Annotated in this window: 21 protein-coding genes; 14 read left to right on the top strand and 7 right to left on the bottom strand. The window is 67.7% G+C overall.

Annotated features, from left to right (window positions below; all coding sequences use genetic code 11):
- The first annotated feature begins 296 nt into the window (after positions 1-296).
- From QE379_RS08045 to QE379_RS08020, 6 genes are all read left to right on the top strand, one after another.
- Entirely contained in the window at positions 297-569 is a 273-nt protein-coding gene (locus QE379_RS08045) for an acyl carrier protein (protein WP_373461850.1), read from the top strand.
- Positions 566-1,261, top strand: a complete 696-nt coding sequence (locus QE379_RS08040; RefSeq protein WP_306999540.1) for a hypothetical protein — start codon at positions 566-568, stop codon at positions 1,259-1,261. Before QE379_RS08045 ends, QE379_RS08040 begins: the two co-directional genes overlap by 4 nt.
- A complete protein-coding gene (locus tag QE379_RS08035) occupies positions 1,249-2,082 on the top strand; it encodes a hydrolase 1, exosortase A system-associated (protein ID WP_306999538.1) in 834 nt (277 codons plus the stop codon). Before QE379_RS08040 ends, QE379_RS08035 begins: the two co-directional genes overlap by 13 nt.
- 65 nt (positions 2,083-2,147) lie before the next feature.
- Complete coding sequence (locus tag QE379_RS08030; protein ID WP_306999536.1) at positions 2,148-3,005, top strand: SDR family oxidoreductase; 858 nt, start codon at positions 2,148-2,150, stop codon at positions 3,003-3,005.
- 26 nt (positions 3,006-3,031) lie between these two features.
- Positions 3,032-3,553 (top strand): ferritin-like domain-containing protein, encoded by a 522-nt coding sequence (locus QE379_RS08025; protein WP_306999534.1) that lies wholly within the window; start codon positions 3,032-3,034, stop codon positions 3,551-3,553.
- A 31-nt stretch (positions 3,554-3,584) separates the two neighbouring features.
- The gene (locus QE379_RS08020) at positions 3,585-4,445 is read left to right on the top strand and encodes a manganese catalase family protein (protein ID WP_306999532.1); all 861 of its coding nucleotides are present in this window, start codon (positions 3,585-3,587) and stop codon (positions 4,443-4,445) included.
- A 63-nt stretch (positions 4,446-4,508) separates the two neighbouring features.
- Here QE379_RS08020 and QE379_RS08015 read toward each other — a convergent pair whose 3' ends face one another.
- A complete protein-coding gene (locus tag QE379_RS08015; protein ID WP_306999530.1) occupies positions 4,509-4,886 on the bottom strand; it encodes a hypothetical protein in 378 nt (125 codons plus the stop codon).
- 169 nt (positions 4,887-5,055) lie between these two features.
- Between QE379_RS08015 and QE379_RS08010 the strand changes: the two genes are divergently transcribed.
- Entirely contained in the window at positions 5,056-6,318 is a 1,263-nt protein-coding gene (locus QE379_RS08010) for a M20/M25/M40 family metallo-hydrolase (RefSeq protein ID WP_306999528.1), read from the top strand.
- 112 nt (positions 6,319-6,430) lie between these two features.
- On the opposite strand, the gene QE379_RS08005 is transcribed toward QE379_RS08010, so the two are convergent.
- From QE379_RS08005 to mqo, 3 genes are all read right to left on the bottom strand, one after another.
- Positions 6,431-7,420 carry an RcnB family protein gene (locus tag QE379_RS08005; RefSeq protein WP_306999526.1) on the bottom strand — a complete coding sequence of 330 codons (990 nt, stop codon included), beginning with the start codon at positions 7,418-7,420 and terminating at the stop codon, positions 6,431-6,433.
- 144 nt (positions 7,421-7,564) lie between these two features.
- Positions 7,565-8,059: a GAF domain-containing protein gene (locus QE379_RS08000; protein ID WP_306999524.1), complete on the bottom strand. Its 495-nt coding sequence runs from the start codon at positions 8,057-8,059 to the stop codon at positions 7,565-7,567.
- A gap of 357 nt (positions 8,060-8,416) precedes the next feature.
- Positions 8,417-10,132, bottom strand: a complete 1,716-nt coding sequence (gene mqo, locus QE379_RS07995; RefSeq protein ID WP_306999522.1) for a malate dehydrogenase (quinone) — start codon at positions 10,130-10,132, stop codon at positions 8,417-8,419.
- 435 nt (positions 10,133-10,567) lie between these two features.
- Between mqo and QE379_RS07990 the strand changes: the two genes are divergently transcribed.
- From QE379_RS07990 to QE379_RS07980, 3 genes are read left to right on the top strand one after another with little or no spacing between them, the layout of a single operon-like run.
- Positions 10,568-11,458, top strand: a complete 891-nt coding sequence (locus QE379_RS07990; RefSeq protein WP_306999520.1) for a 2-dehydro-3-deoxygalactonokinase — start codon at positions 10,568-10,570, stop codon at positions 11,456-11,458.
- Complete coding sequence (locus QE379_RS07985) at positions 11,455-12,084, top strand: 2-dehydro-3-deoxy-6-phosphogalactonate aldolase (protein ID WP_306999518.1); 630 nt, start codon at positions 11,455-11,457, stop codon at positions 12,082-12,084. Before QE379_RS07990 ends, QE379_RS07985 begins: the two co-directional genes overlap by 4 nt.
- A gap of 5 nt (positions 12,085-12,089) precedes the next feature.
- Positions 12,090-13,031, top strand: a complete 942-nt coding sequence (locus QE379_RS07980) for a Gfo/Idh/MocA family protein (RefSeq protein WP_306999515.1) — start codon at positions 12,090-12,092, stop codon at positions 13,029-13,031.
- A 189-nt stretch (positions 13,032-13,220) separates the two neighbouring features.
- Here the strand turns inward: QE379_RS07980 and QE379_RS07975 are convergent, their stop codons facing one another.
- Positions 13,221-16,289: a TonB-dependent receptor plug domain-containing protein gene (locus tag QE379_RS07975; RefSeq protein ID WP_306999513.1), complete on the bottom strand. Its 3,069-nt coding sequence runs from the start codon at positions 16,287-16,289 to the stop codon at positions 13,221-13,223.
- Between the two features lie 380 nt (positions 16,290-16,669).
- Here QE379_RS07975 and QE379_RS07970 point away from each other — a divergent pair, with 380 nt between their 5' ends.
- Positions 16,670-17,701, top strand: coding sequence for a N(4)-(beta-N-acetylglucosaminyl)-L-asparaginase (locus tag QE379_RS07970; protein ID WP_306999511.1), 1,032 nt, complete (start codon positions 16,670-16,672; stop codon positions 17,699-17,701).
- Between the two features lie 132 nt (positions 17,702-17,833).
- Here QE379_RS07970 and mprF read toward each other — a convergent pair whose 3' ends face one another.
- On the bottom strand, positions 17,834-20,575 hold the full coding sequence (mprF, locus tag QE379_RS07965) for a bifunctional lysylphosphatidylglycerol flippase/synthetase MprF (protein WP_306999509.1): 2,742 nt from the start codon (positions 20,573-20,575) through the stop codon (positions 17,834-17,836).
- 163 nt (positions 20,576-20,738) lie between these two features.
- On the opposite strand from mprF, the gene QE379_RS07960 reads away from it, so the two are divergent.
- From QE379_RS07960 to QE379_RS07950, 3 genes are read left to right on the top strand one after another with little or no spacing between them, the layout of a single operon-like run.
- Positions 20,739-21,167 carry a PDZ domain-containing protein gene (locus QE379_RS07960; protein WP_306999507.1) on the top strand — a complete coding sequence of 143 codons (429 nt, stop codon included), beginning with the start codon at positions 20,739-20,741 and terminating at the stop codon, positions 21,165-21,167.
- Complete coding sequence (locus QE379_RS07955) at positions 21,136-21,825, top strand: response regulator transcription factor (RefSeq protein ID WP_267435591.1); 690 nt, start codon at positions 21,136-21,138, stop codon at positions 21,823-21,825. The genes QE379_RS07960 and QE379_RS07955 overlap by 32 nt, the downstream gene beginning before the upstream one ends.
- Before the next feature lie 8 nt (positions 21,826-21,833).
- Positions 21,834-23,159, top strand: coding sequence for a sensor histidine kinase KdpD (locus tag QE379_RS07950; RefSeq protein WP_306999504.1), 1,326 nt, complete (start codon positions 21,834-21,836; stop codon positions 23,157-23,159).
- Between the two features lie 141 nt (positions 23,160-23,300).
- Here QE379_RS07950 and QE379_RS07945 read toward each other — a convergent pair whose 3' ends face one another.
- Positions 23,301-26,603 (bottom strand): glycosyltransferase, encoded by a 3,303-nt coding sequence (locus QE379_RS07945; RefSeq protein WP_306999502.1) that lies wholly within the window; start codon positions 26,601-26,603, stop codon positions 23,301-23,303.
- Positions 26,604-26,970: the final 367 nt, after the last annotated feature.

Here is a 26,970-nt window from a genome sequence, read left to right as displayed (position 1 = left end):
TCCCCTCCCGCAGGCGGGAGGGGCCGGGGGAGGGCCTGGGTCTCCTGCCATCGCCTCACAATCACCCCCCCTTACCCGAACGCCAGACAAGCGACCGACGCACGCCACCGAAGACCGTGTCCCCTCCCCCAACCCCCTCCCGCCTGCGGGAGGGGGCTTCGCATGCGGTGGGCTTGTCCCTCTCACGCCCATAGGGAGCCACCCCGCCCCCCGCCGCCCCCCGCACAGCCCGGTTGCCCAACGCTCGCCGCCGCTCTAACGCTGTGGCAAAGACACGAACAGCAAGGCGACAGGGTTTGGAACTCCAGGCGAGCGGAAATGTGGAGGCGACGGTGCGCGGCGTGCTGGCCGATGTGCTGGGGCTGTCGCAGGAGCGCGTGGAGAGCTTTCGCGCCGATACGCCGCTGTTCGGCGCGCTGCCCGAGCTGGATTCGATGGCGGTCGCGGGCGTGCTGACCGAGTTGGAGGATCGCCTGGGCATCCTGATCGAGGATGACGAGGTGGACGGCGAGATGCTGGAGACGTTCGGCAGTCTGGTCGCCTTCGCCAGCGCCAAGGCGCCCGCTTGATCGACCATTATGACTGGCCCGGCGGGCGCGAGGCAATGTTGCGCTTCGGCCCGGCACAGGGACCGGTCGTGCTGGTCGCATTGCCCTTCTGGGAAGAGGCGAACCGGACGCGCGCACTCGCCGTGGCGATGCTGCGGCGGCTGGCCGATCACGGTATCGGCGGCGCGCTGCCCGACTGGCCGGGGACGGGCGAGAGCCTGATCGACACCGAGAAAGCGACCCTGTTGCAATGGCGTCAGGCGCATGAGGCGGTCGCCAATGCGCTGGGCGACCGGCGCTGTTACGGCGTGTCGATCCGGGCGGGCACCCTGGTCGATAGCTTCGGACTATTGTCCGGGCGCTGGCATCTGGCCCCGATGACGGGCGAGGCGGTGCTGCGCGACGTGATCCGCCTGCGCGCGGCGGCGGGTCTGCGCGGGAACGAACATGGGTTGTTCGGTGCGGAATCCCCGGTTCGAATCGCGGGCAATCGCGTCTCGCCGCACTTCCTGGCGGAACTTGCGGGGGCCGAGCCCTATGACCAGCCGGGCGTGCCGCGCCGGGTCGTTCGGCTGGGCCACGACCGCGCTCCCGCCGATCGGACCATCGACGCCGTCCCCCCCTGGCGCCGTGCCGAGCCGCAGGACGACCCGGAACTGGCCGCCACGCTGGCGCAGGATATCGCGGAGTGGATCGCGTCATGCGAAGGCTGATCGCCTTTCCCTGCGACGGGGCGACGCTGCTCGGCACGCTGGACGAGGCGGACGGCGATACCGGCCTGCTGATCGTTTCGGGCGGGAACGAGCCGCGCATGGGCGCGCATCGCGGCCAGGCGATGCTGGCGGCGCGGATCGCGGCGCGGGGCTATCCGGTGTTCCGCTTCGACCGGCGCGGCGTCGGCGACAGCGAAGGCACCAATGGCGGCTGGGAGTCGAGCGGCCCCGATATCGCCGCCGCCGTCGCCGCCTTTGCCCAAAGCGCCGGGTGCGCCCGGATCCTCGGCTTCGGCAATTGCGACGCCGCCGCCGCGCTCGCCATGTTCGGGCAGGCGGCGGGGCTGGATGGCGTACTGCTGTCGAACCCCTGGCTGTCGGACGAGCCCGATCCCCTGCCCCCCGCCGCCGCGATCCGCCGCCATTACGCGCGCAAGCTGGCCGATCCCGCCGAATGGCTGCGGCTTGCACGCGGGGCGGTCGACCTCGCCAAGCTGCGCCAGGGGCTGACCAAGATCGCCGCGCCCCCCGCCCCGCTCGACGAGACCGCCGCGCCGTTGCTGGGCGCGATCGCGGGCTGGGGAACGGACGCGGCGATCGTCATCGCGCGCGGGGACGCGACCGGCGTCGCCTTCCGGGCCGCGGCGCGCGGACAGGCCTTTGCGATCGAAGCGCTGCCGACGGACTCGCACAGCTATGCCGACGCGCTCGACCATTTGGAGCGCGCCATCCTCGCGCGCTTGTCGGTCCCGGTATCGACGGGGCGAGCCGCTGGCGCGATGGGTCCACGGAACCCCAAAATACCGACTAATACGTTTTAAGATAACGCTTTTTACCGGAACGCCTCCTCGCCCTGCCCATTGGACCGGGCGAGGAGAGACGGTCCATGAACGAACGCCCTACCCCACCCCAGCCCGAACAGCAGCAGGACATGCCCGGCGAGACCGAGGCGATGACCCCGCGCCCCGATCATGGCGAGCATAGCTATATCGGCCATGGCAAGCTGACCGGCAAAAAGGCGATCATCACCGGCGCGGACAGCGGCATCGGCCGTGCCGTCGCCATCGCCTTTGCCCGCGAAGGCGCGGACGTCGTGATCTCCTATCTGTCGGAAGACGAGGATGCCGCCGAGACCCAGCGACTGGTCGAACAGGCCGGGCGTAGCGCGCTGCTGATCCCCGGCGACGTCAGTGATCCGGCGCATTGCCGCACCATTGTCGAGCGCGCGGTCCAGACCTTCGGCCGGGTTGATATCCTCGTGAACAACGCCGCGCACCAGGCGAGCTTCCAGGCGGTGGAGGACATCAGCGACGAGGAGTGGGAAGTCACCTTCGCCACCAACATCCACGCAATGTTCTATCTGGTGAAGGCCGCCCTGCCGCACATGGGCGAGGGGGCCTCGATCATCAACACGACCTCGATCAACGCCGACAAGCCCAACCAGCAACTGCTCGCCTATGCGACGACCAAGGGCGCGATCCATAATTTCACCGCTGGCCTCGCGCAGATGCTGGCCGAGCGGGGTATCCGGGTCAATGCGGTGGCGCCAGGGCCGGTCTGGACCCCGCTGATCCCCTCCACCATGCCGCCCGAGGCGGTGAAGAGCTTCGGCGAGCAGACGCCGATGGGCCGCGCCGCGCAACCCGCCGAACTCGCGCCCCCCTATGTGATGCTGGCCAGCGACGAGGCCAGCTACATCAGCGGCGCGACCATTCCCGTGACCGGCGGCACCCCCTTCCTCTGACCCTGAAACGCAAGGAGCGATGATCCATGGCATCCCTACCCAATGACGTCGTCGCGGCGGTCTTCGTCGCCGGGCTGAAGAACGCGCACGCGGTCGAGCATCAGGCCTTGGCGCTGATCGACCGGCAACTCGACCATCTGTCCAATTATCCGGACGTCGCCGATCATCTGCGGATGCACCGGGGCGAGACCGAGCAGCAGATCGTCCGGCTGGAGGATATCCTGGACGGCTTCAACGAGAGCCGCTCGCTGCTGAAGGACGCGGCGCTGACCTTCTCGGGCAATATGGCGGCGCTGGGCCACACCTTCGCCCCGGACGAAATCCTGAAGAACAGCTTCGCGAACTTCGCTTTCGAGAATTTCGAGGCGGCCAGCTACAAATCGCTCATCACCATCGCCGATGTCGGCGGCTTCGGCAGCGCGACGCCGCTGCTCACCCAGTCGCTGAACGAGGAACTCGCGATGGCGGCCTGGGTCGATGACAACAACGCCGCGCTGACTCGCCGCTACCTCGAACGTCGCGCGGCGGGCGAAACCGCCAGCCACTGATCCCCACACCACCGACCACGCGAGGCCGATCATGTATTATCACGACAAACGCCTGCAATATCCAGTCCGCTGCGAGAGCCCCGACCCCTTGTTCGCACGCATGTTGCAACAGGCCATCGGCGGCGTGGAGGGCGAAATCCGGGTCTGCATGCAATATTTCTTCCAGGCATGGGGCAACCGCGCGCCGACGCCGAAGTACCGCGACATGCTGCTCCACACCGCCACGGAGGAGATCGGGCATATCGAGATGCTGGCGACCGCGGTCGCGCTCAATCTCGACAAGGCACCCGCCTCGCTTCAGGAAGAGGGCGCGGCGGACGGCATCGTCGGCGCGGTGATGGGCGGCGGCAGCGCGCGTCACGCGATCGAGGGCGCACTGCACAAGCATATCCTGTCGACCGGCCTGGCCGCACAGCCGGTGGATTCGGACGGTATCCCATTCAACATGAGCCATATCTATGCCAGCGGAAACGTCGCCGCCGACATGTATTGCAACGTCGCCGCCGAGAGCACCGGGCGTGTGCTGGCCACCCGCCTCTACAACGCCGCGCACGATCAGGGCATGAAGGACATGCTCCACTTCATGATCGCGCGCGACACCATGCATCAGGAGCAATGGCTGGCCGTGATCGAGGAACTGGGCGAACAGGCGTCGCTCCCCATCCCCAACTCCTTCCCGCAGGCGCAGGAGAGCCAGGAGCATAATTACGACTTCTTCGTAACCTCGGTCGACGGCACCTATCCGGAAGGCCGATGGACCAAGGGGCCGAGCGTCGACGGCAAGGGCGAGTTCACCGTGTTCCGCAACGAACCGATGGGCGAGGAACCCGTACTCGGCCCCGCCCGCCCGGACAGCAGCGCCCAGGCCGAGCAGATTGGCGAGAGACTGTAAAATCCTCCCCGGCGCGAGGAGGATCGAACCGCCCCGGCCGCATGGCCCGGGGCGGTCTTCGTATCAGGCCCCGACCGGCATCGTCTTGCCCGTCGTCCGGTCCAACGCCCGCGCGGTCAGCAGGTCCAGCGCGGTAGCGAAGACCACGAAGCCGATCGCGCCCCACACGGCCCGTTCCTTTGGCGAACGTCGGGCCGATACGGCCAGCGTCCCCAGATCGAGCAGATCGCCCGCCACCCGGTTCCACACCCGCGCCGAATGGGCCGGGGCCTGGAGCAGGCCGACGCCCGCCATCAGCTCGCGCACGCCATAGGCCTTGACGGTGCCGCTCCCACCGGGGACGGAGAGGCGGTCCGCGATGCGCCGCGATGCGAAGAGTTCGGCCGCCCCCAGGGCGAGCGAGAACAGGCCGAGGCCCAGGCTGACGGATTTGGCGTTCATGATGATTCCTCGTCGATGAGATAGGTCTTCGGGCAACGCGGGCACCCCTTAGGCTTCTCCACAAATCGATGTATGTCAGTCACTTAATGCCATCATCCGTGGCAGGGGTGGATCGCTCCGACACCATCCGGCACTTGCCTCCCCCGCCTCGCTCGGCCAGTCTGATGCGATGATCCTTCCCCTGCTCCTCGCCGCTGCCGCGACGCCCGCCGCCACGCCCTCCCCCGCCCGACTGAAGGCCGATGTCGAGGCGCTGGTCGGCTTCGGCACGCGGCATACCGCCTCCACCACCACCGATCCCAAGCGCGGCATCGGCGCGGCGCGCGACTGGACGGCCAGGCAGTTCGAGACGATCGCGCAAGGGTGCGACGGCTGCATCAGCGTCGAGCGGATCAATCGCCGCTTCACCGGCCCGCGCGCGCCGAACGGGGTGATGGTCGAGGATGTGCTGGGCATCCAGCGCGGGCGGGATCCGGGCCGCGTGGTCATCGTGGGCGCGCATATCGACAGTCGCGTTACCGATGTGATGGACGCGACCTCCGACGCGCCGGGGGCCAATGACGATGCCTCGGGCGTCGCGCTGGTGCTGGAGGCGGCGCGGCATCTGTCGAAGCAGCAATTCGATGCGACCATCGTCTATGCCGTCTTCTCAGGCGAGGAACAGGGGCTATGGGGCGCGACGCTGCTCGCCGATACCGCGAAGGCGCGGGGCTGGCGGGTGTCGGCGATGCTCAACAACGATATCGTCGGCAACACGGTGGGCCAGGGCGGCGTGCGGGAGGCGCGCTGGGTCCGCGTCTTTTCCGAAGGCATCCGCTCGTCCGAGGACCTGCCGCAGCAGATGCAGCGGCGCGGCAATGGCGGCGAGGATGACGGGCCCAGCCGCGCGCTGGCCAAGGCGATCGACGGGGTGGCGGACAAGCTGGGCGGGCTGCACGTGTTTCTCGACCGGCGGCCCGACCGATTCGGGCGCGGCGGCGATCACGAACCGTTCCTCAAGCTCGGCTATCCCGCCGTCCGCTTCTCGGTCGCGAACGAGGATTGGAACGCGCAGCATCAGGATCTGCGCAAGGAAGGCACCACCGCGTTCGGCGATACCATCGACAAGATGGACTTTCCCTATCTGGCGAAGGTGACGGCGATCAACATCGCCACGCTCGCCCGCCTCGCCGCCGCCCCCGCTGCCCCGGACAACGTGACGATCAGCGGCGCGCTGTCGCGCGATACACAGGTGGAGTGGGCGGCGGTGCCGGGCGCGGTCCGCTACCGCGTGCACTGGCGGCGCAACGATGCGCCCGACTGGACCCAGTCGCGCGACGTGACCGAGACGAAGACGCTGCTGACCCAGATCCCGGTCGACGATCATTTCATCGGCGTCTCCGCCGTGGCGGCGAACGGTGCCGAAAGCCTCGTCACCTTCGGCGGGCGTTAATCGGGTTAACCAATGCGATGAATTGGGATGCCGCCCCGAGGGAGTGGACGGGGCGGCATCCCGGTTTTCAACCCGGCGTCTCTCGGGTTGAAATCCCCCCTGGGGGAGAGCGTTAGCGACGCACCACCCGACCCCGCGCGCGCATCCGGCGCGGCGCGGATCGAACCGTCTCCGTCGTGGTGGTTGTCGTTGTCGTGGTAACCGGTGCCCCCTGTACCACAACCGTCGTCGTGGTGGGAGCCGGATAATAATAACCTCCATCAAAGTAACCCGGCTCGCCCGATGCGAGCGTGCCGACGGTCGTCGTGGTGGTCACGGTCGTACCGTCGCGGGTCACGATGCGCCGTCCCATGGCGGGTGGCGGCGGTGGCGGTGCGTCATCGTCGCGATAGGCGTAATCGGGGGCTCCGTAATCGTCATGCCCCGGCGGCATGGCCCGCCGCCGATCCTCCGCCCGGTCGATCGCATAGCCCGCCGCCGCGCCGACACCCGCCCCGATCAAGGTACCGCCCAGCCTGTTGCCCTGCCCCGCGATCACATGGCCCGCGACACCGCCCGCGACCGCGCCGATCGCGGCACCGCCCAGTCCGTCGTCGCGACGGGCGGGCGGCCTTGGCGGCGGATATCCCGCACCGGCATAAGCGGGCGCTCCGCTGCCGTCCCAGTCCACCCCCGGAACGCTGTCATAGACCGCACCGCGCGAGTCGATCAGGATCGCATCGTCATAATAGCGCGACCAGCGATAGCCGACGGGAGGCTGCGGCAGCGGATAGCTCGCCCAATCCTCGACGACGAAGCGCCGGTCGTTCCAATAGGCGGGCACCACCATGCCGCGCACCGGACGGCGATAGGCCGACCAGCCGCCCGGCGCATTGGCACCACCCCACCAACGCCCGCCGATCCGGCTGCCCCAGCGGGCCGCGCGCGGCGGGTGCGTGCCGACCGTGCTGGTCGTGACGACCGGCCGCGTCGAGGGAATGGGAGACGCCCCGATATCGGGGCGCGGATAGCGCGCGCCAGCCTGACCGGCCGCCGGGGGGCTCAGCATCAAGGCGATCGACATGGTGGTCGACGCGGCGATCAGATGCGACGTTCTCCGCATGGCGAGAGCCTGTTCCCCTGGATCATGACAAGGACAATCATGACAAGGACGTCACTGGAAACGCCTTTGCCGAAACACGCTTTGATATCAGCGCCCTGACGCTACCGATAGCGTCGCCGCGCGTCCCGAATCGGGTCAGGTGGATCAGCGGGGACCGGCGGCCAGTCGCGGGGCCAGGAGCGTCATCAGGGCCTCGCAGCCCGCCTGATCCTCCGCATCGAAGCGTCCCGGCACCGGGCTGTCGAGGTCGAGCACCCCGATCACCTGCCCGTCATGAACGATCGGCACGACCAGTTCGGAGCGGCTCGCCGCGTCGCAGGCGATATGGCCGGGAAATTCATGGACATCGGCCACGCGCTGCGTCCGCCCGGTGGCGACCGCCGTGCCGCACACGCCCTTGCCCACGGCGATGCGAATGCACGCCGCCTTGCCCTGGAACGGCCCCAGGACGAGTTCGCCCTCCACCATCCGATAGAAACCCGACCAGTTGAGGTCGGGCAGATACTGACCGATCAACGCGGCGGCATTGGCCATGTTGGCGATCGCATCCTGCTCGCCAGCGGTCAGCGCGTCGAGCGCGGCGTGAAGGTCATGATAAAGCTCCGCCTTCGATCCGGCGGCGATGTCGAACTGGTACATGGGCGATGATGTAGGATGATGCGCACCGCCCGTCATCCCCGGACGATCTTTTTGACGTTCCACGCGGCATCGTCGCGCCGACGGGAATCGTCAGGAATAATCGACCTTCATACTGCTGCTTCCCTCTCCCCTCGACAGGGGAGAGGGTTAGCGGAGCTTGCCAGCCTGCTGGCTAGCGCAGCTTGGGTGAGGGGTTGAGCGAGCCGCAGGCTCGCGCGCGCTCCGCGCGCCCACCCCTCACCCAGCTCCGACTAAGCCTTTGCTTTCGCAAAGACCAAGTCTGCGCAACCCTCTCCCCTCTATGAGGGGCGAGGGAAAAGAAGGCATATCCGAATGTCGATCAGGGACCCGCGCCGATCAGAGCGCCAGATCGGGATGGCGGTTCGGGCTGACCCGCGTCGCTTCGGGACGGGGCGCTTCGGTGACCGTAGGGGCACTGACCGGCGGCGGAGCGAGCGCCAGTTGCAGCGTCTCGGCGGTCGCGGACCATTCATGCGCCAGCAGATCGCGATCCTCATTCAGCGCGGTGCCATAGCTCGGCACGATCTCGCGAATCTTGGCCTGCCAGGCCGGGGTCGCCAGACGGTCGGGGAAGACCTTCTTGATGAGGTTCAGCATGATCGACGGCGCGGTCGAGGCACCCGGCGACGCGCCCAGCAGCGCGGCGATCGATCCGTCCTTCGACGCGACGATCTCGGTGCCCAGCTTCAGCACGCCGCCCTTTTCGGGATCGCGCTTGATGATCTGCACCCGCTGACCCGCCTGCCACAACCGCCAGTCGCCGTCCTTGGCGTTGGGGAAATATTCCCGCAGCGCGTTCATCCGGTCTTCCTGGCTCATCATCAACTGCCCGGCCAGATATTCGACCAGCGAGAATTCGTCCCAGCCGACCGCCAGCATCGGGCGGAAATTGTCGAGCGTCACCGACTTGGGCAGGTCGAAATACGACCCTTCCTTCAGGAACTTGGTCGAGAAGGTGGCGAAGGGACCGAACAGCAGCACCTGCTTGCCGTTCAGATAGCGGGTGTCGAGATGCGGCACCGACATCGGCGGCGAGCCGACCGCCGCCTTGCCATAGACCTTGGCCATGTGCCGCCTGGCGATGGCGGGGTTCTCGGTGACCAGGAACGAACCGCCGACCGGGAAACCGGCATAGTCGTCGCCCTCGGGAATGCCCGACTTCTGGAGGATGGGCAGCGCCCCGCCGCCCGCGCCCGCGAACACGAAGCGCGCGGTAATGATCCGCTTCTCGTCGGTCTTGCGGTCACGCGCGGTCACGCGCCACGTACCGTCGGCGTTCTTTTCGAGCGAGCGGACTTCATGGCCGGTGGTCAGGGTCACACCGGGCTGGCCCTGGAGCGCACGGATATACTGGCGTGTCACCTCGCCCCATTCGCAATCGGTGCCCAGCACCGAGCGGGTGGCGGCGATCTTCTGACCGGCCTTGCGCCCCTCGATCATCAGCGGCACCCACTGGGCGATCTGGCGCGGATCGGTGGTGAACTCCATGCCCGAGAAGAGCGGACTGGCGAGCAGCGCGGCATGACGTTTCTGGAGGAAGGCCACATTCTCGTCGCCCCACACCAGGTTCATGTGCGGGGTCGAGTTGATGAAGCTGCGCGGATTCTTCAGCACACCGGTGCGGACCTGATGGCTCAGGAACTGGCGAGTGACCTGGAACTGCTCGTTGATCTCGATCGCCTTCTTGATCTCGACCCGGCCGTCCGCCTCGTTCACCGGCGTATAGTTCAGCTCGCACAAGGCCGAGTGGCCGGTGCCCGCATTGTTCCAGCCGTTGGAGCTTTCCTCGGCCACCTTGTCCAGCCGCTCGACCAGTTCGATCGTCCAGTTGGGCTCCAGTTCACGGAGCATCACGCCCAAGGTCGCGCTCATGATCCCGCCGCCGATCAGCAGGACATCGACCTTATGCTCGGACCCTGCCGCTTCCGCCGCGAAGGGCGCGACCGCCGCGCTGCCCGCAGCCAGCGCCGAGCCCATCATCGCGCGGCGGGTGATCCCCTCGCGCGACGCACCTGGAGAGCCCTCGCCCCGCTTCTGATTGTCATTCCGCATGTCAGACGCCTTTTCGCTACCGCCCCGGGACGACCCGGCGCCAGACATGTCGCGCGGGCCCCGCCATGGGGTTGATGTCATTCGGGCGTCGCGTCCCGCCACCGACACGCAGGGCGGAATGCGACCGTGCCCGGCCTCATCATCCTCGCCTCGATATTGCATTCGATATCTTTGATCGCCCGCATAGCGGGCCGTGACGCGGTGTCCATATCCCGACAACCGCGTCATCCGCACCTTTGTCGGCGCAATGCTTTAACCAGTATCGGGATCGACCAAGGGCAATTCAGGCGAATGATCCGCATTATTCCCGGCATGGTCACTATCCCACCCCATAGGGCAAAAAGCGCGGGGCCGCCTGCCCGAGCCTGCTTGCGCCAGTGATTTTATTGTCCTACAAATCGCGCTAGAAAAAATTTTGGAGAGGCCGTGCCCACCGTGCCATCAGACATGACGCCCGCCTATATCGCGATCGACTGGGGCACGACCAATCGTCGCGTCTATGTTCTGGCCGATGACGGCGCGATGCTGGATACGGTGCGCGACGATCGCGGTGTGCTGGCGATGCAGCCGGAGGATTATCCCGGGGAGATCGCGGCGATCCGGATGCGGTTCGGCCCCTTGCCGATCATCGCGGCGGGTATGGTCGGCTCGACGCGCGGCTGGCGCGAGGCCGCCTATGTCCCCGCCCCCGCCGACCTGCCGACCCTGGCACGAGCGGCGACGCGGATCGCCGAGCATGACGTGACCATCGTCCCCGGCGTATCGCTGCTGACCGACACCCGCGCCGATGTGATGCGCGGTGAGGAGGTGCAGGTGCTGGGCGCGATCGCCGCCGGGCTGGCCCCCGCCGATGCGCTGTTCGCGCAGCCAGGTACGCACAACAAATGGGTCCGTACCGAGGGCGGTCGGATCACCGATTTCGCGACCACCATGACCGGTGAGCTGTTCGCGCTGGTCAAGGGCCATGGCATCCTCGCGGGGATGCTCGACGGTCCCGTCGCGGACGGCCCGGCCTTTCGCGACGGGCTGTCGCGGGGCAGCGGCGCGTGCGATCTGACCGCCGCGCTGTTCGGCGTGCGCGCCTCGGTCCTGCTCGGGCGGATCGCGGCGGAGGATGCTGCCGCCTATGCCAGCGGCCTGCTGATCGGCAGCGATATCGGCGCGGTGCCGGATATGGCGGGCCACCCGGTCCATCTTTTGTCCAGCGGTCTTCTGGCCGACCTCTACACCATCGGAATCGAGGCGCGCGGCGGCACCGTCGTCGCGCTCGACAGCCATGCCGGTTTTCTCGCCGGACTTCACGCCATTCGGGAGCATTTGTCATGACCGACCCCGCCAGCCTTTTCGCCAAGGCCTTCGCCGCCTGCCCGCTGGTCGCCATCCTGCGCGGCCTGACGCCCGACGAGGCGATCCCGGTCGCCGACGCGCTGGTGGAAGCGGGCTTCACCCTGATCGAGGTGCCGCTCAACTCGCCCGATCCGTATGACAGCATCGCCGCGATCGCCGCGCATGTCGGCGACAAGGCAATCGTCGGTGCCGGCACCGTGCTGACCACCGAACAGGTCGATCGGGTGAAGGCGGCGGGCGGCACCCTGATCGTCTCGCCCAACACCGATATCGAGGTCATCGCGCATAGCGTCGCGCAAGGGCTGATCTCGCTCCCCGGCTATTTCACGCCCTCCGAAGCTTTCGCCGCGCTGAAGGCGGGTGCGCATGGCCTGAAGCTGTTCCCGGCCGAGGGCGCATCGCCCACCTTCCTCAAGGCGCAGCGGGCCGTCCTGCCGCGCGACGTGGCGGTGCTGGCGGTCGGCGGCATCACGCCCGACAACATGGCCGAATGGCGCGCGCACGGCGCGGACGGATTCGGCCTGGGCTCCAACCTCTATCGCGCGGGCAAGCCGGCGGCGGATGTCGCCGTGTCGGCGCGCGCTTATGTCGAAAAGGCACGCTGATACCGATGACCGACACGATCCGTCTCGCACTGGTCGGCATGGGCAAGATCGCCCATGACCAGCATGTCCCCGCCATCGCGGGCAACCCGGCCTTCGAACTGGTCGCGACCGTCAGCCGCTCGCCCAACGGGGTCGAGGGCGTGCCGCATTTCCACGACATCGACGAACTCGCGCAGAGCGACGTGAAGGTCGACGCGGTGGCGCTCTGCACGCCCCCGCAGGTCCGCCACGCCATCGCCGCCGCCGCGCTGGCCAACAATTGGCACGTCTTCCTCGAAAAGCCGCCGGGCGCGACGCTGGCCGAAGTGGCGGTGCTGGAGGAACTGGCGGCCAAGGCGAACGTCACCCTCTTCGCCAGTTGGCACTCGCGCTATGCGTTGGGGGTCGAGCCCGCGCGCGAATGGCTGTCTGCCCGCAAAGTCACCTCGGCGGCGATCACCTGGCGCGAGGATGTTCGCCAATGGCATCCGGGTCAGGCCTGGATTTGGGAAGCCGGCGGCTTCGGCGTGTTCGATCCGGGCATCAACGCCCTGTCGATCGCGACGCATATCATGCCGGAGCCCTTCTTCATCGAGCGCGCGACCTTGGACTTCCCGGCCAATCGCGATGCGCCGATCGCCGCCGATGTCGCTTTCCGCACGACCGCGGGCACGCCGGTGACGCTCGACCTCGACTGGCGGCAGGAAGGGCATCAGAGCTGGGACATCGTCGTCGAGACCGAGGACGGCACGCTGAAGCTGGCCGAGGGCGGCGCGGTGCTGACCCTGCCCGACGGCTCGACGCCGCACCATGAGGAAGGGCTGCACGGGGAATATCCCGGCCTTTACGCGCGTTTCGCGGAACTGGTGCAAGGCGGGCGCTCGGACGTCGATATCGCGCCGCTTCGCCATGTCGCCGACGCCTTCATGCGCGGCAAGCGGCGGGAGGTGGAAGCCTTCGTGGAGTGACCGCAGTCCGGTAGCCTTCGACTTCGCTCAGGCTGAACGGAGGCTGGGATATCCCCAAACCCCGTTCGCACTGAGCGAAGTCGAAGTGCACGCCCCGCCCCAAAAAAGAAGGCCGGTTGTCCCCAGGGACGACCGGCCTTTTCAGTTCAGGGATTGGCGGAGCGCCGAAACACTCCGCCGGGGGGAAGGTCAGAAGTTGATCGTCGTTCCGATCGCGATCTGGCGGCCCAGTGCGTCGTAACGCTGCGGCGCGGTGTTGGTGCGCGACAGGGCGACCTGGTACGAGTTCGGGATGATCGGCGGCGTCTTGTCGAACAGGTTGTTCGCGATGATGCGAAACGCGAACTTGCGCGCCACATTCCACGTCAGCGCCAGGTCGAAATAGCTCTGCGGCGCGATGCGGGCGAAGGTGTTCTGGAACCGCTCGGGCGTGCCGCCGATATCCGGGTTGCCCGAATTGTTCGCGGTGGTCAGCGAGCCGGTATAGCGCCAGTTGAACGAGGCGTTGAACGTCCGGTCCGGCGTGGTCCAGGTGGTGCGCAGCGTGTGCGCCCATTTCGGAACCAGCTGTCCGCACGAAATCCCGTTCGAGAAGTAACCGGCGCAGTTATACTGAAGCCGCAGCGGCGAGTCCTGCCCACCGGCCAGCGTCGACAGCGAGCCGTTGAAGCCCCAGTCCAGGCGACCGGCCCCGTTCAGGTCCAGCGAATACTGACCCTGGAAGTCCCAGCCATTGGCGAGCGTGCGGTAATAATTGGTCGTCCCCTGCCGCACGAAACCGGCCGTGGGATTGCCCGCCGGCGCGTTGCCGATCGACCCCGTGGTGGGATCTCGAACGATGCCGTTGCAGAAGAACGGATCGCCGTTCGACGCCAGACAGCCCTGTAGATAATAGTCCGCGCCGTTGAAGCCCAGCGAGTTGACGATCCGCACCTGATACCGGTCCGCCGAGAAGACCAGGCCGGGAATGAAGCTTGGCTTCACGACCAGACCGAAGGTCAGGGTGTAGGCGGTTTCCGGATCGGCGGTGAAGCCGCCCGAGCGCGTCGTGCAACCCTCGGTCGGGCAGAGCAGCGAGGTGCTGCCGTACAGATTGTCGGCCAACCCCGTCTTGCTGCACAGCTCGCGCGAGCCCAGCGGCGTGGTGGTGACGGTGCCGTCCGGCAGCGTGCGCGACACCGGCGCGCAGAAGTCGGTCAGCGTGGTGTTGCGGCCATAGTTGATCTGCGTCGCCTGCCGGATCTCGATCACCGTCGGCGCGCGCTGCGCCTTGTTGTACGAGGCGCGGAAGGTGATGTCCGCAACCGGCGCGTACAGCCCTTCGATCTTCCAGGTCGAGAAGGTCTTGGGGTTGGAGCTGTACTTCGAGACGCGGAAGCCGCCATTGGTCTGGAGCAGATGCGCGAACGGCTTATTCTGGACCAGCGGCGCCTGAAGCTCGATATTCGATTCCCAGACATCCTGGCTCAGCCGTGCGTCCTGGTTGCCGAACTGCGCGACGAAACCGGCATCGGCTTCGGAGATCAGGCGATCCTTGCGATATTCGGTGCCCAGCGAAACGGCCAGACCGTCATCCGCCCAGGGCGTCTTGATGCCATAGGTGGTCAGGTCTCCATTCACCACCGCGATGGCGTCGAACAACTGCGTCACCTGGCGGCGAAGGCCCGTCGCGCCGCTGGTGAACAGATAGTTGGTCAGCGCATTGCTGCCCGAACCCGCGCGGAACGCATCGAAGGGGATGCAGTTGGGATCGCTGCCGTCGATGACCGAGCGACAGGTGGCCACGCCGTTGACGTTGACGACGTTCAGCGAGCGGTTGACCCGGTCGTTCTGCGACGTCGGGCCCAGATACCACTCCTGCTGGTTGCGGGCATAGACGCCGCCAATGTCATAGGACCAGGCCTCGCCGATCTTGCCCCGGACGCCGCCGGTCGCACGGAAGCCCATGTTGACGAAGCGGTCCGCCTGGGCGGGCTGCCCGTCGAAGCGATAGCGCACGTCGAGCGGCACGAAGCCGGTGCTGCCCGGCGCGCAACCCAGCGCACCCGCCTGGCCACCCGACAGGAAGGGATTGTCGCAATTCACCTGATAGGGCGTCGTGCCCGCCACGGTGTAGGAATAGACCCGGCGCGGTGTGGGGTTCTCGGAGGTGTCGCGGAACCAGATACCGTCGCCATAGATCTCGACTTCCGGCGAAATCTTGAAGTTGACGAAGCCGCCCGCCGTGTAGCGCTCGTTGGCGCGCTGGAAGGACACGTCGTCATAGCCATTCGCGGCATTGCCCGCACCGGGACCAAAGGGAACGAAGCCACGGTCGCCGTTGGGATTGTTGACATATTGCGCGTTCGCGTTGGGACCGGACAAGGGCGACACGAAACCGCTGCGCGAATAGGTCGACAGCGGCGAGCAGGACAGCGCCGAGTCCTTGGTCAGCTGCGCGATCGGGCAGGCGGCATAGGAACGCGCGCCGTTCTGGACCAGGTCGGCCTGGCGGTAGTTGACGAAGCCCGACACGTTCAGGCGGCCGTCGAACAGCTTCTTGCCCGCCGTCAGCGTCAGGTCGGCACGACCACCGTCATTGGTCAGGCCGCGCGGGCTGCTGAAGCCCGCCGCCGTGGCGATCGGCGTGACGATGTTGCTGGTGTTGTTATGGTTGTAGAAATTGTAATTGCCGTCGAGGCGAAGCCCCTCGAAATCCTTGCGCAGGACGAAGTTGACCACGCCCGAGATCGCGTCCGAGCCATAGACCGACGAGGCACCGCCCGACAGCACGTCGACGCGCTCCAGCAGGGTGGCCGGGATGATGCCGGTGTCCTGGCCGTTCTGCGTGCCCAGACGCTTGCCGTCGACCAGCACCAGCGTCCGCTCGAAGCCCAGGCTGCGCAGCTTGATCCGCTGGCGACCATCGGAATCGGCATAGTTGGACTGGGCGTCGGGTGCGACCTGCGGCAGGCGGTTCAGCACTTCCTCGACGTTCAGCGGGGCCTGGGCCTGGATGTCCTGGCGCGTGACCGAGGTGATCGGCGCGGCCGATGCGAGATTGGGCCGGGTGATGCGGGTGCCGGTGACGATCACCTCGCCCCCGCTGCTGGCCTGCGGCGTGCCGGTGATCGCGGCAGACCGGGTGGCGGCGGCATCGGCGCTCAGCGTGGTGTCGCGGTCGCGGCTGTCGGTACCCTCGTCCTGCGTGGCGGTCGATCCGACCTGCTGCGCGATGGCGGGCGCGGCGAGCATCATCGACGCGGCCGACAGGGCCAACCATGATGCGGACTGCTGGATTCTCATACGTCTCCCCTTCGTCCCGGCTGATGACCTGCCGGGTGCGGGGAAAGGACAATTGTTTTGTCGTATCAGGTCAATACCTAATGCATACCTATGCAACACCCATCACGACATTAGCCGAGCGGTGTAACCATAAAGACACTAATTCAAACGATTTCAGTGATTTGGGCACCATCCTGGCAATGTTTCGACACAATATGCGGCCGTGCCGACGTTCCTTCGCGAACGGGAAGCACCTGATTCGGGTTATTGGTTCCACATAGGTTCGGTCGGCGGGCTTGCGGGCTTCGTAATCCCCGCGCACAATCGGGCCCGATGTCACGTGCCCGGAACGGCACATTGGGGGGAGCAGGCGAATGCAGGACGGACGGCGTGGATTTCTGGGCGGCATGGTAACGCTCGCCGGGATCGGTGCGGGATGGGCGGCGGCCCCTGCCCGCGCCTTCGCGCAAGCGGCAGGCCCACGTGCGACGATCGTGTCGACATGGGACTTCGGCGCCCCCGCCAACGACGCGGCCTTTGCCGCGGGCCGGGCGGGCGGATCGCTGATCGACATGGTCGAGGCGGGCGTAAAGGTACCCGAGGCCGATCCGAACAACCATTCGGTGGGCTATAGCGGTTATCCCGACCGCGACGGGCATGTCACGCTGGACGCGGTCATCATGGACGATGCCGGCGGGGTCGGCGCGGTCGCGGCGCTGGAGGATACGGTCCACGCCATTTCGGTCGCCCGCGCGGTGATGGAGCATACGCCGCACACCTTCCTGGTCGGCGAAGGCGCGACCCGCTTCGCCCGCGACCGGGGCTTTCCCAAGGTCAACCTGCTGACGCCCGAGGCGGAAAAGGCGTGGCGCGACTGGCTGAAGACCCAGAATTACCGCCCCGTCGCCAATAGCGAGACCGGCACTTACGGTACGGGCCGCCCGGGTACGCCGGGCGGCGCGCTCGACCATGACACAATCGGGATGCTGGCCCGCGATGCGCAGGGCAGGATGGCGGGGGCGTGCACCACCTCCGGCATGGCGTTCAAGATGCGCGGGCGGGTCGGGGACTCGCCGCAGGTCGGATCGGGCCTGTATGTCGAGCGCGGCGTCGGCGGCGCGACCTCGACAGGGCTGGGCGAGGAAGTGACGCGCACCGTCGGCACCGCCCGCGTCGTCGCGTCGATGCGGCATGGGCTGTCTCCGCAGGCGGCATGCGAGGAAGCGGCCCGGCACATCGCTTCGCTGCGCGGCGATGCGATCAAGGGCGTGCAGGTCGGGTTCCTGGCGATGGACACCGGCGGGCGGATCGGGGCATTCTGTCTGTTGCCGGGCTTCACCTATGCGGTGACCGATGCCGCCGGGCGGACACGGGTGGAAAAGGCCCCGTCGCTGTTCAAGGCGTGATTCTCCTCCCCGGTACGGGGAGGGGGACCGCCGCGTAGCGGTGGTGGAGGGGGCTCTCCGCGAGGGATGTCCTATGAGGAAGCCCCCCTCCGTCAGGCCTTCGGCCTGCCACCTCCCCCGTATCGGGGAGGATCAGAGGTCCTCACCCCCATCGGCGATCAGCGCGTTCAGATCCCGCAGCGCCTTGACCAGCCCCAGCCCCCGCGGCCCCGCGATATAGCGCGGCGCCCATTCGGGCTGGAACTTCTCCTTATACGCCCGCAACCCGCGAAAGCCGTAGAAGCGCTCCCCGTGGCGGAAGACCAGCGCCGCGACCTTTGCCCAGGTCGGCGCCATCCGCCGCCCGCCGACGCCTGACAGCGGCGCCAGCCCCAGCGCGAACCGGGCATAGCCCTCCGCCCGGCCCCACAGCATCAACTCGACGAACAGATAGTCCATCACCCCGCCGGGGGCGTCCTCGACATGGCGCATCAGATCGACCGACAATTCGCGGCGATCGCCCGCCTTCCAGATATTGGCGAAGGCGACGATCCGCCCCTCGACCCGGACCACCGCGCAATCGGTCAGCGACAGATAGGCGGGGTCGAACCGCCCCAGGCTGAACCCCTTCTCGCCATGCCCCTTGGCCGCCAGCCAGTCGTCGGACACGAACTTCAGTTCGGGCAGGATGGCGGGCACCTGGGCGGCGGGGACGATGGCGAAGCTGGCATTCTCGCGCGTGCGAAAGCGGTTGAGCGTCTGGCGCAGGCCGCGCATCCGCCCGCCCTCCAGCGCGAAGCCGCCCAGGTCGATCAGCGCCTCCTCGCCATATTTGATGATCTGGAGCCCCATCTCGATCGCGATCTCCAGCGCATCGGGGGTGATCTGGTATAGGAGCAACCGCCCCTGCGCCGCATCGGCCAGCGTGCGAAGCTGCCACAACAGATCGGCCCAGGCGGCGCGCGGGCCGACCGGATCGCCCATCGCGATCCAACTGCTGCCGCGCACCTGATACATGACGAAGGCGTCGCCCTCCGGCGAGAAGAGGAAACGCTTGTCGCCGAGCAGCGCCAGCGCGGCATCGGTCCGCTCGGCCTGTTCGACGACCGCCAGCACCCGTTCCATCGCCGGGTGATCCGCCTCCCCCTGCGGCGCGGCGAGGAACAGCCGCCACAGCCCCGCCGCCGCCAGCATCACCGCAACGCCCAGCCCCGCACGCAGGAAGCGCGAGGCATCGTCCGACAGCGCGAAACGCCACCATAGGGCTTCCTGATAATCGACATGCTTATAGGCGAAGAAGCCGATCCAGCCGGTGCCGACGATCACCACCGCGACGCTGAACAACCAGGCGGGCGACAGCGGCCGCGCGACCAGCGAGGTCCGCCGGTAGAAGGCGCGGCGGCTCATCTGGAGGAGCAGCGCGATGGTCAGGCAGACCGCCGCCTCCTCATAATCGATCCCCTTGGCCAGCGAGAAGACCGCCCCCGCGACGAGCAGCGCCCGCGCCGCCAGGCTCGCCCCGTCCAGCCGCCGGTACAGACCCGGCGCGAGCAGCAGCAGCCCGGTGCCGACCAGGCTGGCGGCGAAGTGCGACGCCTCGATAAAGGGCAGCGGCACGATATGGACGAGCTGATGCACACGCTGCGGGATGGCGGGCAGCGACCCCGAGAGCAGCAGGATCGCCCCGCCCCCAAAACAGGCCGCGCTGAGCAATGTCGGCGCGACGCCCAGCAGCACCCGGCGAATGTCGCGCAACGCCTTGATCGGCCGCCGCCGCGCCTCGTCCCACGCCAGCAGCGCGATACCCAGCGCCAGCGGTGCGAGATAATAGAGGACGCGATAGGCGATGAGGGCGGCGAACAGCTCGGTCCGGTTGGCAGGGACGGTCGCCAGCACCACCGCCTCGAACACGCCGATGCCGCCGGGCACATGGCTGACCAAGGCGACGATGATCGCCAGCGCATAGGCCAGGATGAAGGCGGGAAGCAGTTCGGGCGACGCCCCCGGCAGCAGCACGAACAGGGCAGCGCTGGCACAGGTCAGGTCCAGCGTGGCGATGCCGATCTGCGCCATCGCCTGGGCCGGGGTCGGCAAGGGCACGCTCCAGGCGCGCCAGCCGACACGCTGTCCGGGCCGCAAGGCGCAGAGCAGGATCAATAGCAGCGCCCCCGCCACCACCGCGCCGCCCAGCCAGCGGACGATCCCCTGCCCCAGCACAAAGGCTTCGAGCGTGATCGGCCCCTCATGGAAGAGCAGGCCCAGCCCGGTGACGCTGAACACCCCGAACCAGAAGGTCGCGCTGGCGATGGCGATCACCCGCGCGATGTCGGGCCCGTCCAGCCCGGCGGCGGCATAGACGCGGTAGCGCGCCGACCCGCCGGTCAGCAGCGCCAGCCCCAGATTATGGCTGAGCGTATAGCTGGTGAAGGAGGCCATCGCGGCGGTCCGCCAGCGCTGCGGCCGCCCGATCACGCGCAGTGCGATCACGTCGTAAAAGGTCAGCGCGACATAGCTGGCGATGGTGAAGGCGACCGACAGGGCGATCTGTTGCGGATCGATCGCGTAGAAGGCCGACCGGACATCGGCCAGCCTGATCTGCCGCGTCAGGTGATGCAGCGCCGACAGGCCCAGCGCGACCAGCAGCACGACCGCCCCGACCGCCAGATAGCCGCGCCGCGCCCGGGCATAGGCGACGACCCGATCGAGCAACGGCACCGGGCGGACCGTGTCCGTCACGACGCCCAACCCGTCGCGACCGTCACGCTGGGGTCGCCCGTCATATTCTCCCCGCTCACGCGCATCTTTCTCGATCGTCCAATTCTTTTGGCGGTGGCGGGCGCGGCATAGAACCGGCACCGCCCTCGCCGCCTTACGGTCGCATGACAAGTTCGTCATGCCGGTGAAACGGGCCTTGATGACAGAAGCGTCATGCTTCGCCCACCCTTCGCTTATGTGGTTAAGATTATGAGGACAGCGTGAAAGGATCGACCATGCCCGCTGCCCCCGACGCCGTGCCCGTGACGCCCCATGCGCGCCGCGTGGTCGGGCGGCCGTTCCGGTGAAGGGCCTGCGGATCGTCGGTTGGGGCGCGGGATTGGCCGCGCTGGTCGGCGGGGCTGCGATGGCGCTGCTCGTCGGGCATATGCCGCTTCACGCGGGTCCTCGCACGCCATCGATGCTGTACGGCGCGACCTTCGCCCCCGCCGCTGCGGATCGCCCCGGCCTGGTCGTCACCAGCCTGCGCAGCGATGTGGACGACGGCACCGCCGCCGCGGTCAAGCCACCGCTGAAGGTCGGCGACACCGTACTGGCGATCGACGACAGGCCCGCGACATCCTTCTCGCTGTTGCGCGAGGAAGCGTCGCGAAGCGGCGATGCGCCGGTGCGCCTGCGGGTCGCGCGCGACCATGGCCTCATCACGATCACGCTGCTAAGGAGCGGGTCGGGAGGATTGCGTGGCCAACAGGATTTTGCTGATCGAAGATGATCGCTCGACGGCGGACTATATTGCCAACGGGTTGCGGGAAGAAGGTTTCCTGATCGATCATGCCGCCAATGGGCGCGACGGGCTGTTCCATGCCACGGACGGCACCTATGACTGCATCATCCTGGACCGGATGCTGCCCGGCATGGACGGGATGTCGGTGCTGGCCGCGATCCGCGCCGCCGGGATCGAATCGCCGGTGCTGATCCTGTCCGCCCTGTCCTCGCCCGAGGACCGAGTCGCGGGGCTGACATCCGGCTCCGACGATTATCTGACCAAGCCCTTCGTCTTCGCCGAATTGCTGGCGCGGGTCCGCCTGCTGATCCGGCGCGGCGGGACGACGGGCAATGCGGTGCAGACCAAGCTGGTGTGCGACGATCTGGAGATGGACCTGCTCGCGCACCGGGTGCGGCGGGCGGGCAAGTCGATCGACCTGCAACCGCGCGAATATCGCCTGCTGGAATATCTGCTCCAGCATGTCGATCAGGTCGTGACGCGCACCATGTTGCTGGAGGGGGTGTGGGATTTCCATTTCGACCCCAACACCAACGTCACCGACGTGCATATCAGCCGGTTGCGCAAGAAGATCGACGAGGGCTTTGCCCGCCCCCTGCTCCATACCGTGCGCGGTTCGGGCTATAAGCTGGGCGTCGAGAAATAGCGCCCGTCATGCTCCGTTCGACCACGTTGCGCTTCGCATTGCTGGTCTTCGCGCTGCAACTGGTCGGTGCGGGCGCGATGGTCGCCATGGTTCGCCACCTGACCCGCAGCGAGATCGCGGCACAGGCGGAGGATGCCGCCAGCGACCTGCGCGACGAATTGTCGGGCATGTGGGCCACCGGCGGATCGGCGGCAGTGCGTGCGGCGGTCGACCGGCGGCTGAACACCGATCGCCTGCCGCAGTCGGTCATCCTGCTCACCGATCCGCGCGGGCGTTTCGTGGCGGGCAACATCGCCGACTGGCCGCCCAATGTCCCGGCCCCCGGTGTCGCCACCATCGAGATTTTCCGGATCGGCCATTCGCAGCCCGAACGGATGCGCGTGATGGCGACCCGCCTGCCCGACGGATCGCGGATGCTCGCGGGGCATGTGGTGGAAAGCGAGTTGCGCGTCGCGCTGGCGATGGAAGAGGCGATGGCGGTCGGCATGGCCGCCGCGATCGTCCTCGCCGCGCTCGCCGCCTGGGCCGCCGCGCGGATGATCGAGGCGCGGCTGGAAGGTACGGTCGCCACCGCCCATGCGGTCGCGGGCGGCGACCTGTCGCGCCGGGTGCAGCGCAATGGCGGCGACGATGCCTTCGACTCGCTGGCACAGGCGGTCAACGCCATGCTCGACCGCATCGCCCTGCTGATGACGGAACTGAAGGTCGCGACCGACGGACTGGCGCACGACCTGCGCTCGCCGCTGACCCGGTTGCGCGCGACGCTGGACCGGGCGATGGCGGAGTGCCGGGACGAGAATGCGCGGATCGCGGTGGCGCGCGCGCTGGACGAAGGGGACCGGCTGCTCGCCATGCTCGACACCGCGCTGCGCATCAGCCGCGCCGAGGCCGGGCTGGGCCGCGACGCCTTCGTCCGGACCGATCTGGCCGAGATGATCCGCGACGTCGCCGACATGTTCGAGCCGCTGGCCGAGGATCGCGGCATGACGATCCGCGCCGAGGGGCCGGAGACGCTGGTCGCGACCGTCCACCGGGAGCTGCTGGGTCAGGCGGTCGCGAACCTGATCGACAATGCGCTGAAATATGGTGCGGGGCTGATCACCGTGCGGGTCGAGCCCGGCCCCGTCCTGACCGTCGCCGATGACGGCCCCGGCATTCCCCCCGGACGGCGCGAGGAGGCGCTCAAGCGGTTCGGACGGCTGGACGCCGCGCGGACCGAAAGCGGCGCAGGGCTGGGCCTGTCGCTCGCCAGCGCGGTGGCCCATCTGCACGGCGGGTCGCTGGCGCTGGAGGAGAATGCGCCGGGTCTGGTGGTGCGGATGACGCTGGGGTGACGCCCCTCCACAACCCGGCTCCGCCGGGCGGTCCCCCTCCCCATCGAAGATGGGGAGAATTTGGGAAACCCCATTCCTCCCCAAGCTATGCTTGGGGAGGGGAACCATCCGAAGGATGGTGGAGGGGCAACCCCCTACGCCCTACGCCCCGACATTCCCGGTGCGCTCCAGCTTGCCCCAGCCGACGATCCACCCGCCGATCGCCGAGCTGATCGCGCGGAGCACGACCCAGTACATGATCTGGCGATAGACCAGCCGCTGCGCGACCAGCAGATGCGCCGGGTAACGCACCCGGTTGCCGTCCAGCCGATAGGCGATCCATCCGCACAGCACGTCGACCGAGGTGAAGACCAGCCAATAGGCCCCCATCTGGAACACATCGGTATGCGTCTGCGCCCAGCCATGCTGCGCCACGCGGACCGAGGTGCCGATGATCGACAGGATCAGCGACAGGTCGATCAGCGGAGAGATGGCGGCGAACAGGATCTGGAACAGCCACGCCTGCGGCAGGCCGACCCGTGCCAGCCCCTTGGGCCGCCCGGTGCGCAGCACGGCGCGGTGCTTCCACAGGCATTGGAGCGTCCCGAACGCCCAGCGATAGCGCTGCTTGGCGAGCGCGCGGAAGCTCTCTGGCGCTTCGGTCCAGGCGACCGCGCGCGGGTCGTAGGTGACGCGCCAGCCCGCCCGCTGAATCGCGATGGTCAGGTCCTGATCCTCCGCCAGCGTATCCTCGGGATAGCCGCCGACCGCGTCCAGCGCCGCGCGTCGCCATGCGCCGACCGCACCCGGAACCACCGTCATCGCGTCGAAACCGGCCAGCGCGCGCCGCTCCAGATTCTGTGCGGTGATATATTCGACCGCCTGCCAGCGGGTGACCAGATTGACCCGGTTGCCCACCCGCGCATCGCCCGCCACCGCGCCCAGCTTCGGATCGGCGAACCAGCGGGCGAGCTTGGCGATCGTCTCCGGCTCGAACTGGGTATCGGCGTCGAGCGCGATCACCACCTCGCCGGTCGCGTCGCGCAGCGCGCGGTTCAGCGCCGCCGCCTTGCCGCCATTGGTCAGGGTCAGCAGGCGGACGCGCGGTTCTTCGCCGAAGGCCTCGCGCACCACCGCGCTGGTCGCGTCCCTCGACCCGTCATCGACCACGATCACCTGAAGCCCCGGATAATCGCTGGCCAGCACCCGCGCGACCGACTGGGCGATCACCCGCTCCTCGTTATAGGCGGGGATGATGACCGAGACGCTGGGGGTATATTCGGGCGGCACCGGCTTGGACCGGCGGCCCTGGAACCAGGCGAGCCCCGCCATGACCACCGCCCGCGCGATGCCCAGCGCGATCGCGAGGTAGAAGAGCCAGGCCAGCCCCGCCGACAGCGTCGCCAGGACGACGAAGATCGCCACGTCGGTCCGCACCGCCAGCAGGTCCTTCCCCTCGACCAGCGGCATCGCCTGATCGCGGCTGACCCCGACCAGTTGCGAGGCGGGGACGAAGCGATAGCCCTCGGCGCGCAGCGTATCGATGATGCGGGGCAAGGCCTCGACCGTCTGCTCGCGGTTGCCGCCGCCATCGTGCAGCAGGACGACATTGGCCGAATTGTCGGGCGTCGCGCCGTGGACCTGCTCGATCACCTCATGGACGATCTTGTCGGTGCCCGGCGTCTGCCAGTCATTGGGATCGACGTGCAGCCCGACCACCGTATAGCCCAGATTCTGCGCGATCAGCGCGGGTCCGATTTCGTCCGCCGTCGTCGGCTCGGCGTCCCCGAAATAGGGCGCGCGGAACAGCGTGGTCGAACGCCCGGTATAGGCCTGGATCAGCCGCTTGGTCGCGTTGAGCTCCAGCTTGATCGTCCGCTCGCCCGCCGTCGCCATATTGGGGTGGGTGTAGCTGTGGTTGCCGATCTCGCTGCCGTCCGCGACGATCCGGCGCAAAAGCTGTGGATGCTGGAGCGCATTTTCGCCGATGACGAAGAAGGTGGCGGGCACATGCTCCCGCTCCAGCACGTCGAGGATCCTGGGCGTCCATTCGGCGTCCGGCCCGTCGTCGAAGGTCAGTGCGATCGTCTTGTCCAGCGCGCCCGCCCGCTGCACCACATAGGGCGTCGGATAGGTCCGATAGACCTCGCCCCGGATGATCCCGTCCTTGTCATATTGCAGGACACGCCGCCCCTCGGTCGGCTGGGCGGTGATGCGCAGGATTTCGCCCGGCCCCTCCACATCGACGTTCAACGGCGAGGCGATCGCGTTCAGCCGCGGGATGACGCCGCGCGCGGTGCTGCGGAACGCGGCGAAATCCGCCCACAGGCCGGGGTCCTCGGTGCCGATCTGCCAGAAGGCGACATCGTCGATGCCCAGATGCTTCAGCGCCTGGAGCTGGTTCCAGCTGGTCGCGGCGTCGAGCATCCAGACGGTGTGATGATCGCCATCCTCGTCATAGGCAAAGCCCGCATTGCCGCTGGCCGGGTCGAACGTCACCTGTGCCTGGCTGTCATGCGCCATCAGCCACGCTTCCTCGATCGACTTGGCATCCGCCGGCCCCTTGGCGGGCCAATCATAGGCATAGCTGCCGAGCGCGACGATCAGCTTGTCGCGACCCACCTCGCGCAACGCCTTCTGGCTCGCCTGGAGGAACCAGGGCTGCGATGCGATCGGGCCCGGCGTGCCGCTCTGCCAATGCTCGTCATAGGCCATCAGGATGACGCGATCGACGACCCTGGCGATCGGCTTTAGCTGCCATGCGTCATCCTCCGAGGGAACGGTGACGGCCAGCACCGCCCCCTTGGGCAGATGCGCCTTGATCCGTTGCAGCAGGCGCGGATAGCGCGCCATGGCGCTGGCGGGCAGATTCTCGAAGTCGATGACCAGTCCCGACTGGCGGTTGGCCGTCACCGAGTCCCCAAGCTGGGTCGCCAGCTTCTCGGAAGCCGCCGGGCTGGCGATGATCCGCGCGATCGCCTGGCCGTCCCATTCGTCGGCGCCCAGATTCTGCACCATCGGCAACAGGCGCGGCGGCTTGGCCGCATGCGACAACAGACTGGCGAGCTTGGGATCGTTGCTGATCTGCAATTCGGCCTTGGGACCCGCGACATTCATCAGCGAGGGCACCAGCCAGTCGATCTGCCCCATATGCGCATGGACCGAGGCGAGCGCGGAATCGTTACCCGGCGTGTAGAAGGCGATGGTCAGCGGGGTATGGCCCGGCGCCGCCGCCTTGCGCGGCAGCCATTCGCCGCGCCGCCCCTTCAACTGCGCGGTCGGCTCCAGCGTCATCGCCTGGCGGCGTGCGAAGGGCAAGGGCAGCACGCCCGAATTGGGCACCGCGACCAGCGTCGTGGCAAAGGCGATCGCCGCGATCACCACCGCCAAGATCAGCACCCCGACGCTGCGCCGCGCCCACGCGCCCCGGCGACCGGTCGGGTCAAAGAAGATCGGGTTGGTCACGGACGGTATTCCTTACGCCTGGTCATCGACACGGACGACGGCCCCCGGCCATCCCCTGTCTGCACCCTGTCGCCGATGGCAGATCGCGCGCATAGAGCGCGTGATCGTGACATTACAGATTTTTCATGACCGCTCTTATCGGCGCTTCGATCGGCTCGTGACAGCGGGCGGGCGGCGGGATTAGGGCCGATCGACATTCCGATATGCCCTTCTCTTCCCTCGCCCCTCGTAGAGGGGAGAGGGTTGCGCAGACTTAGTCTTTGTACAGCAAAGGCTTAGTCGGAGCTGGGTGAGGGGTGGGCGCGCAGAGCGCGCGTGAGCCTGTGGCTCGCTCGACCCCTCACCCAAGCTGCGCTAGCCAGCAGGC

The sequence above is a fragment of the Sphingomonas sp. SORGH_AS_0879 genome (assembly GCF_030819175.1).
GTDB lineage: Bacteria > Pseudomonadota > Alphaproteobacteria > Sphingomonadales > Sphingomonadaceae > Sphingomonas.
The sequence above is the reverse complement of the archived record's forward strand: the minus strand, read 5'-3'. Positions and strand labels throughout refer to the sequence as shown.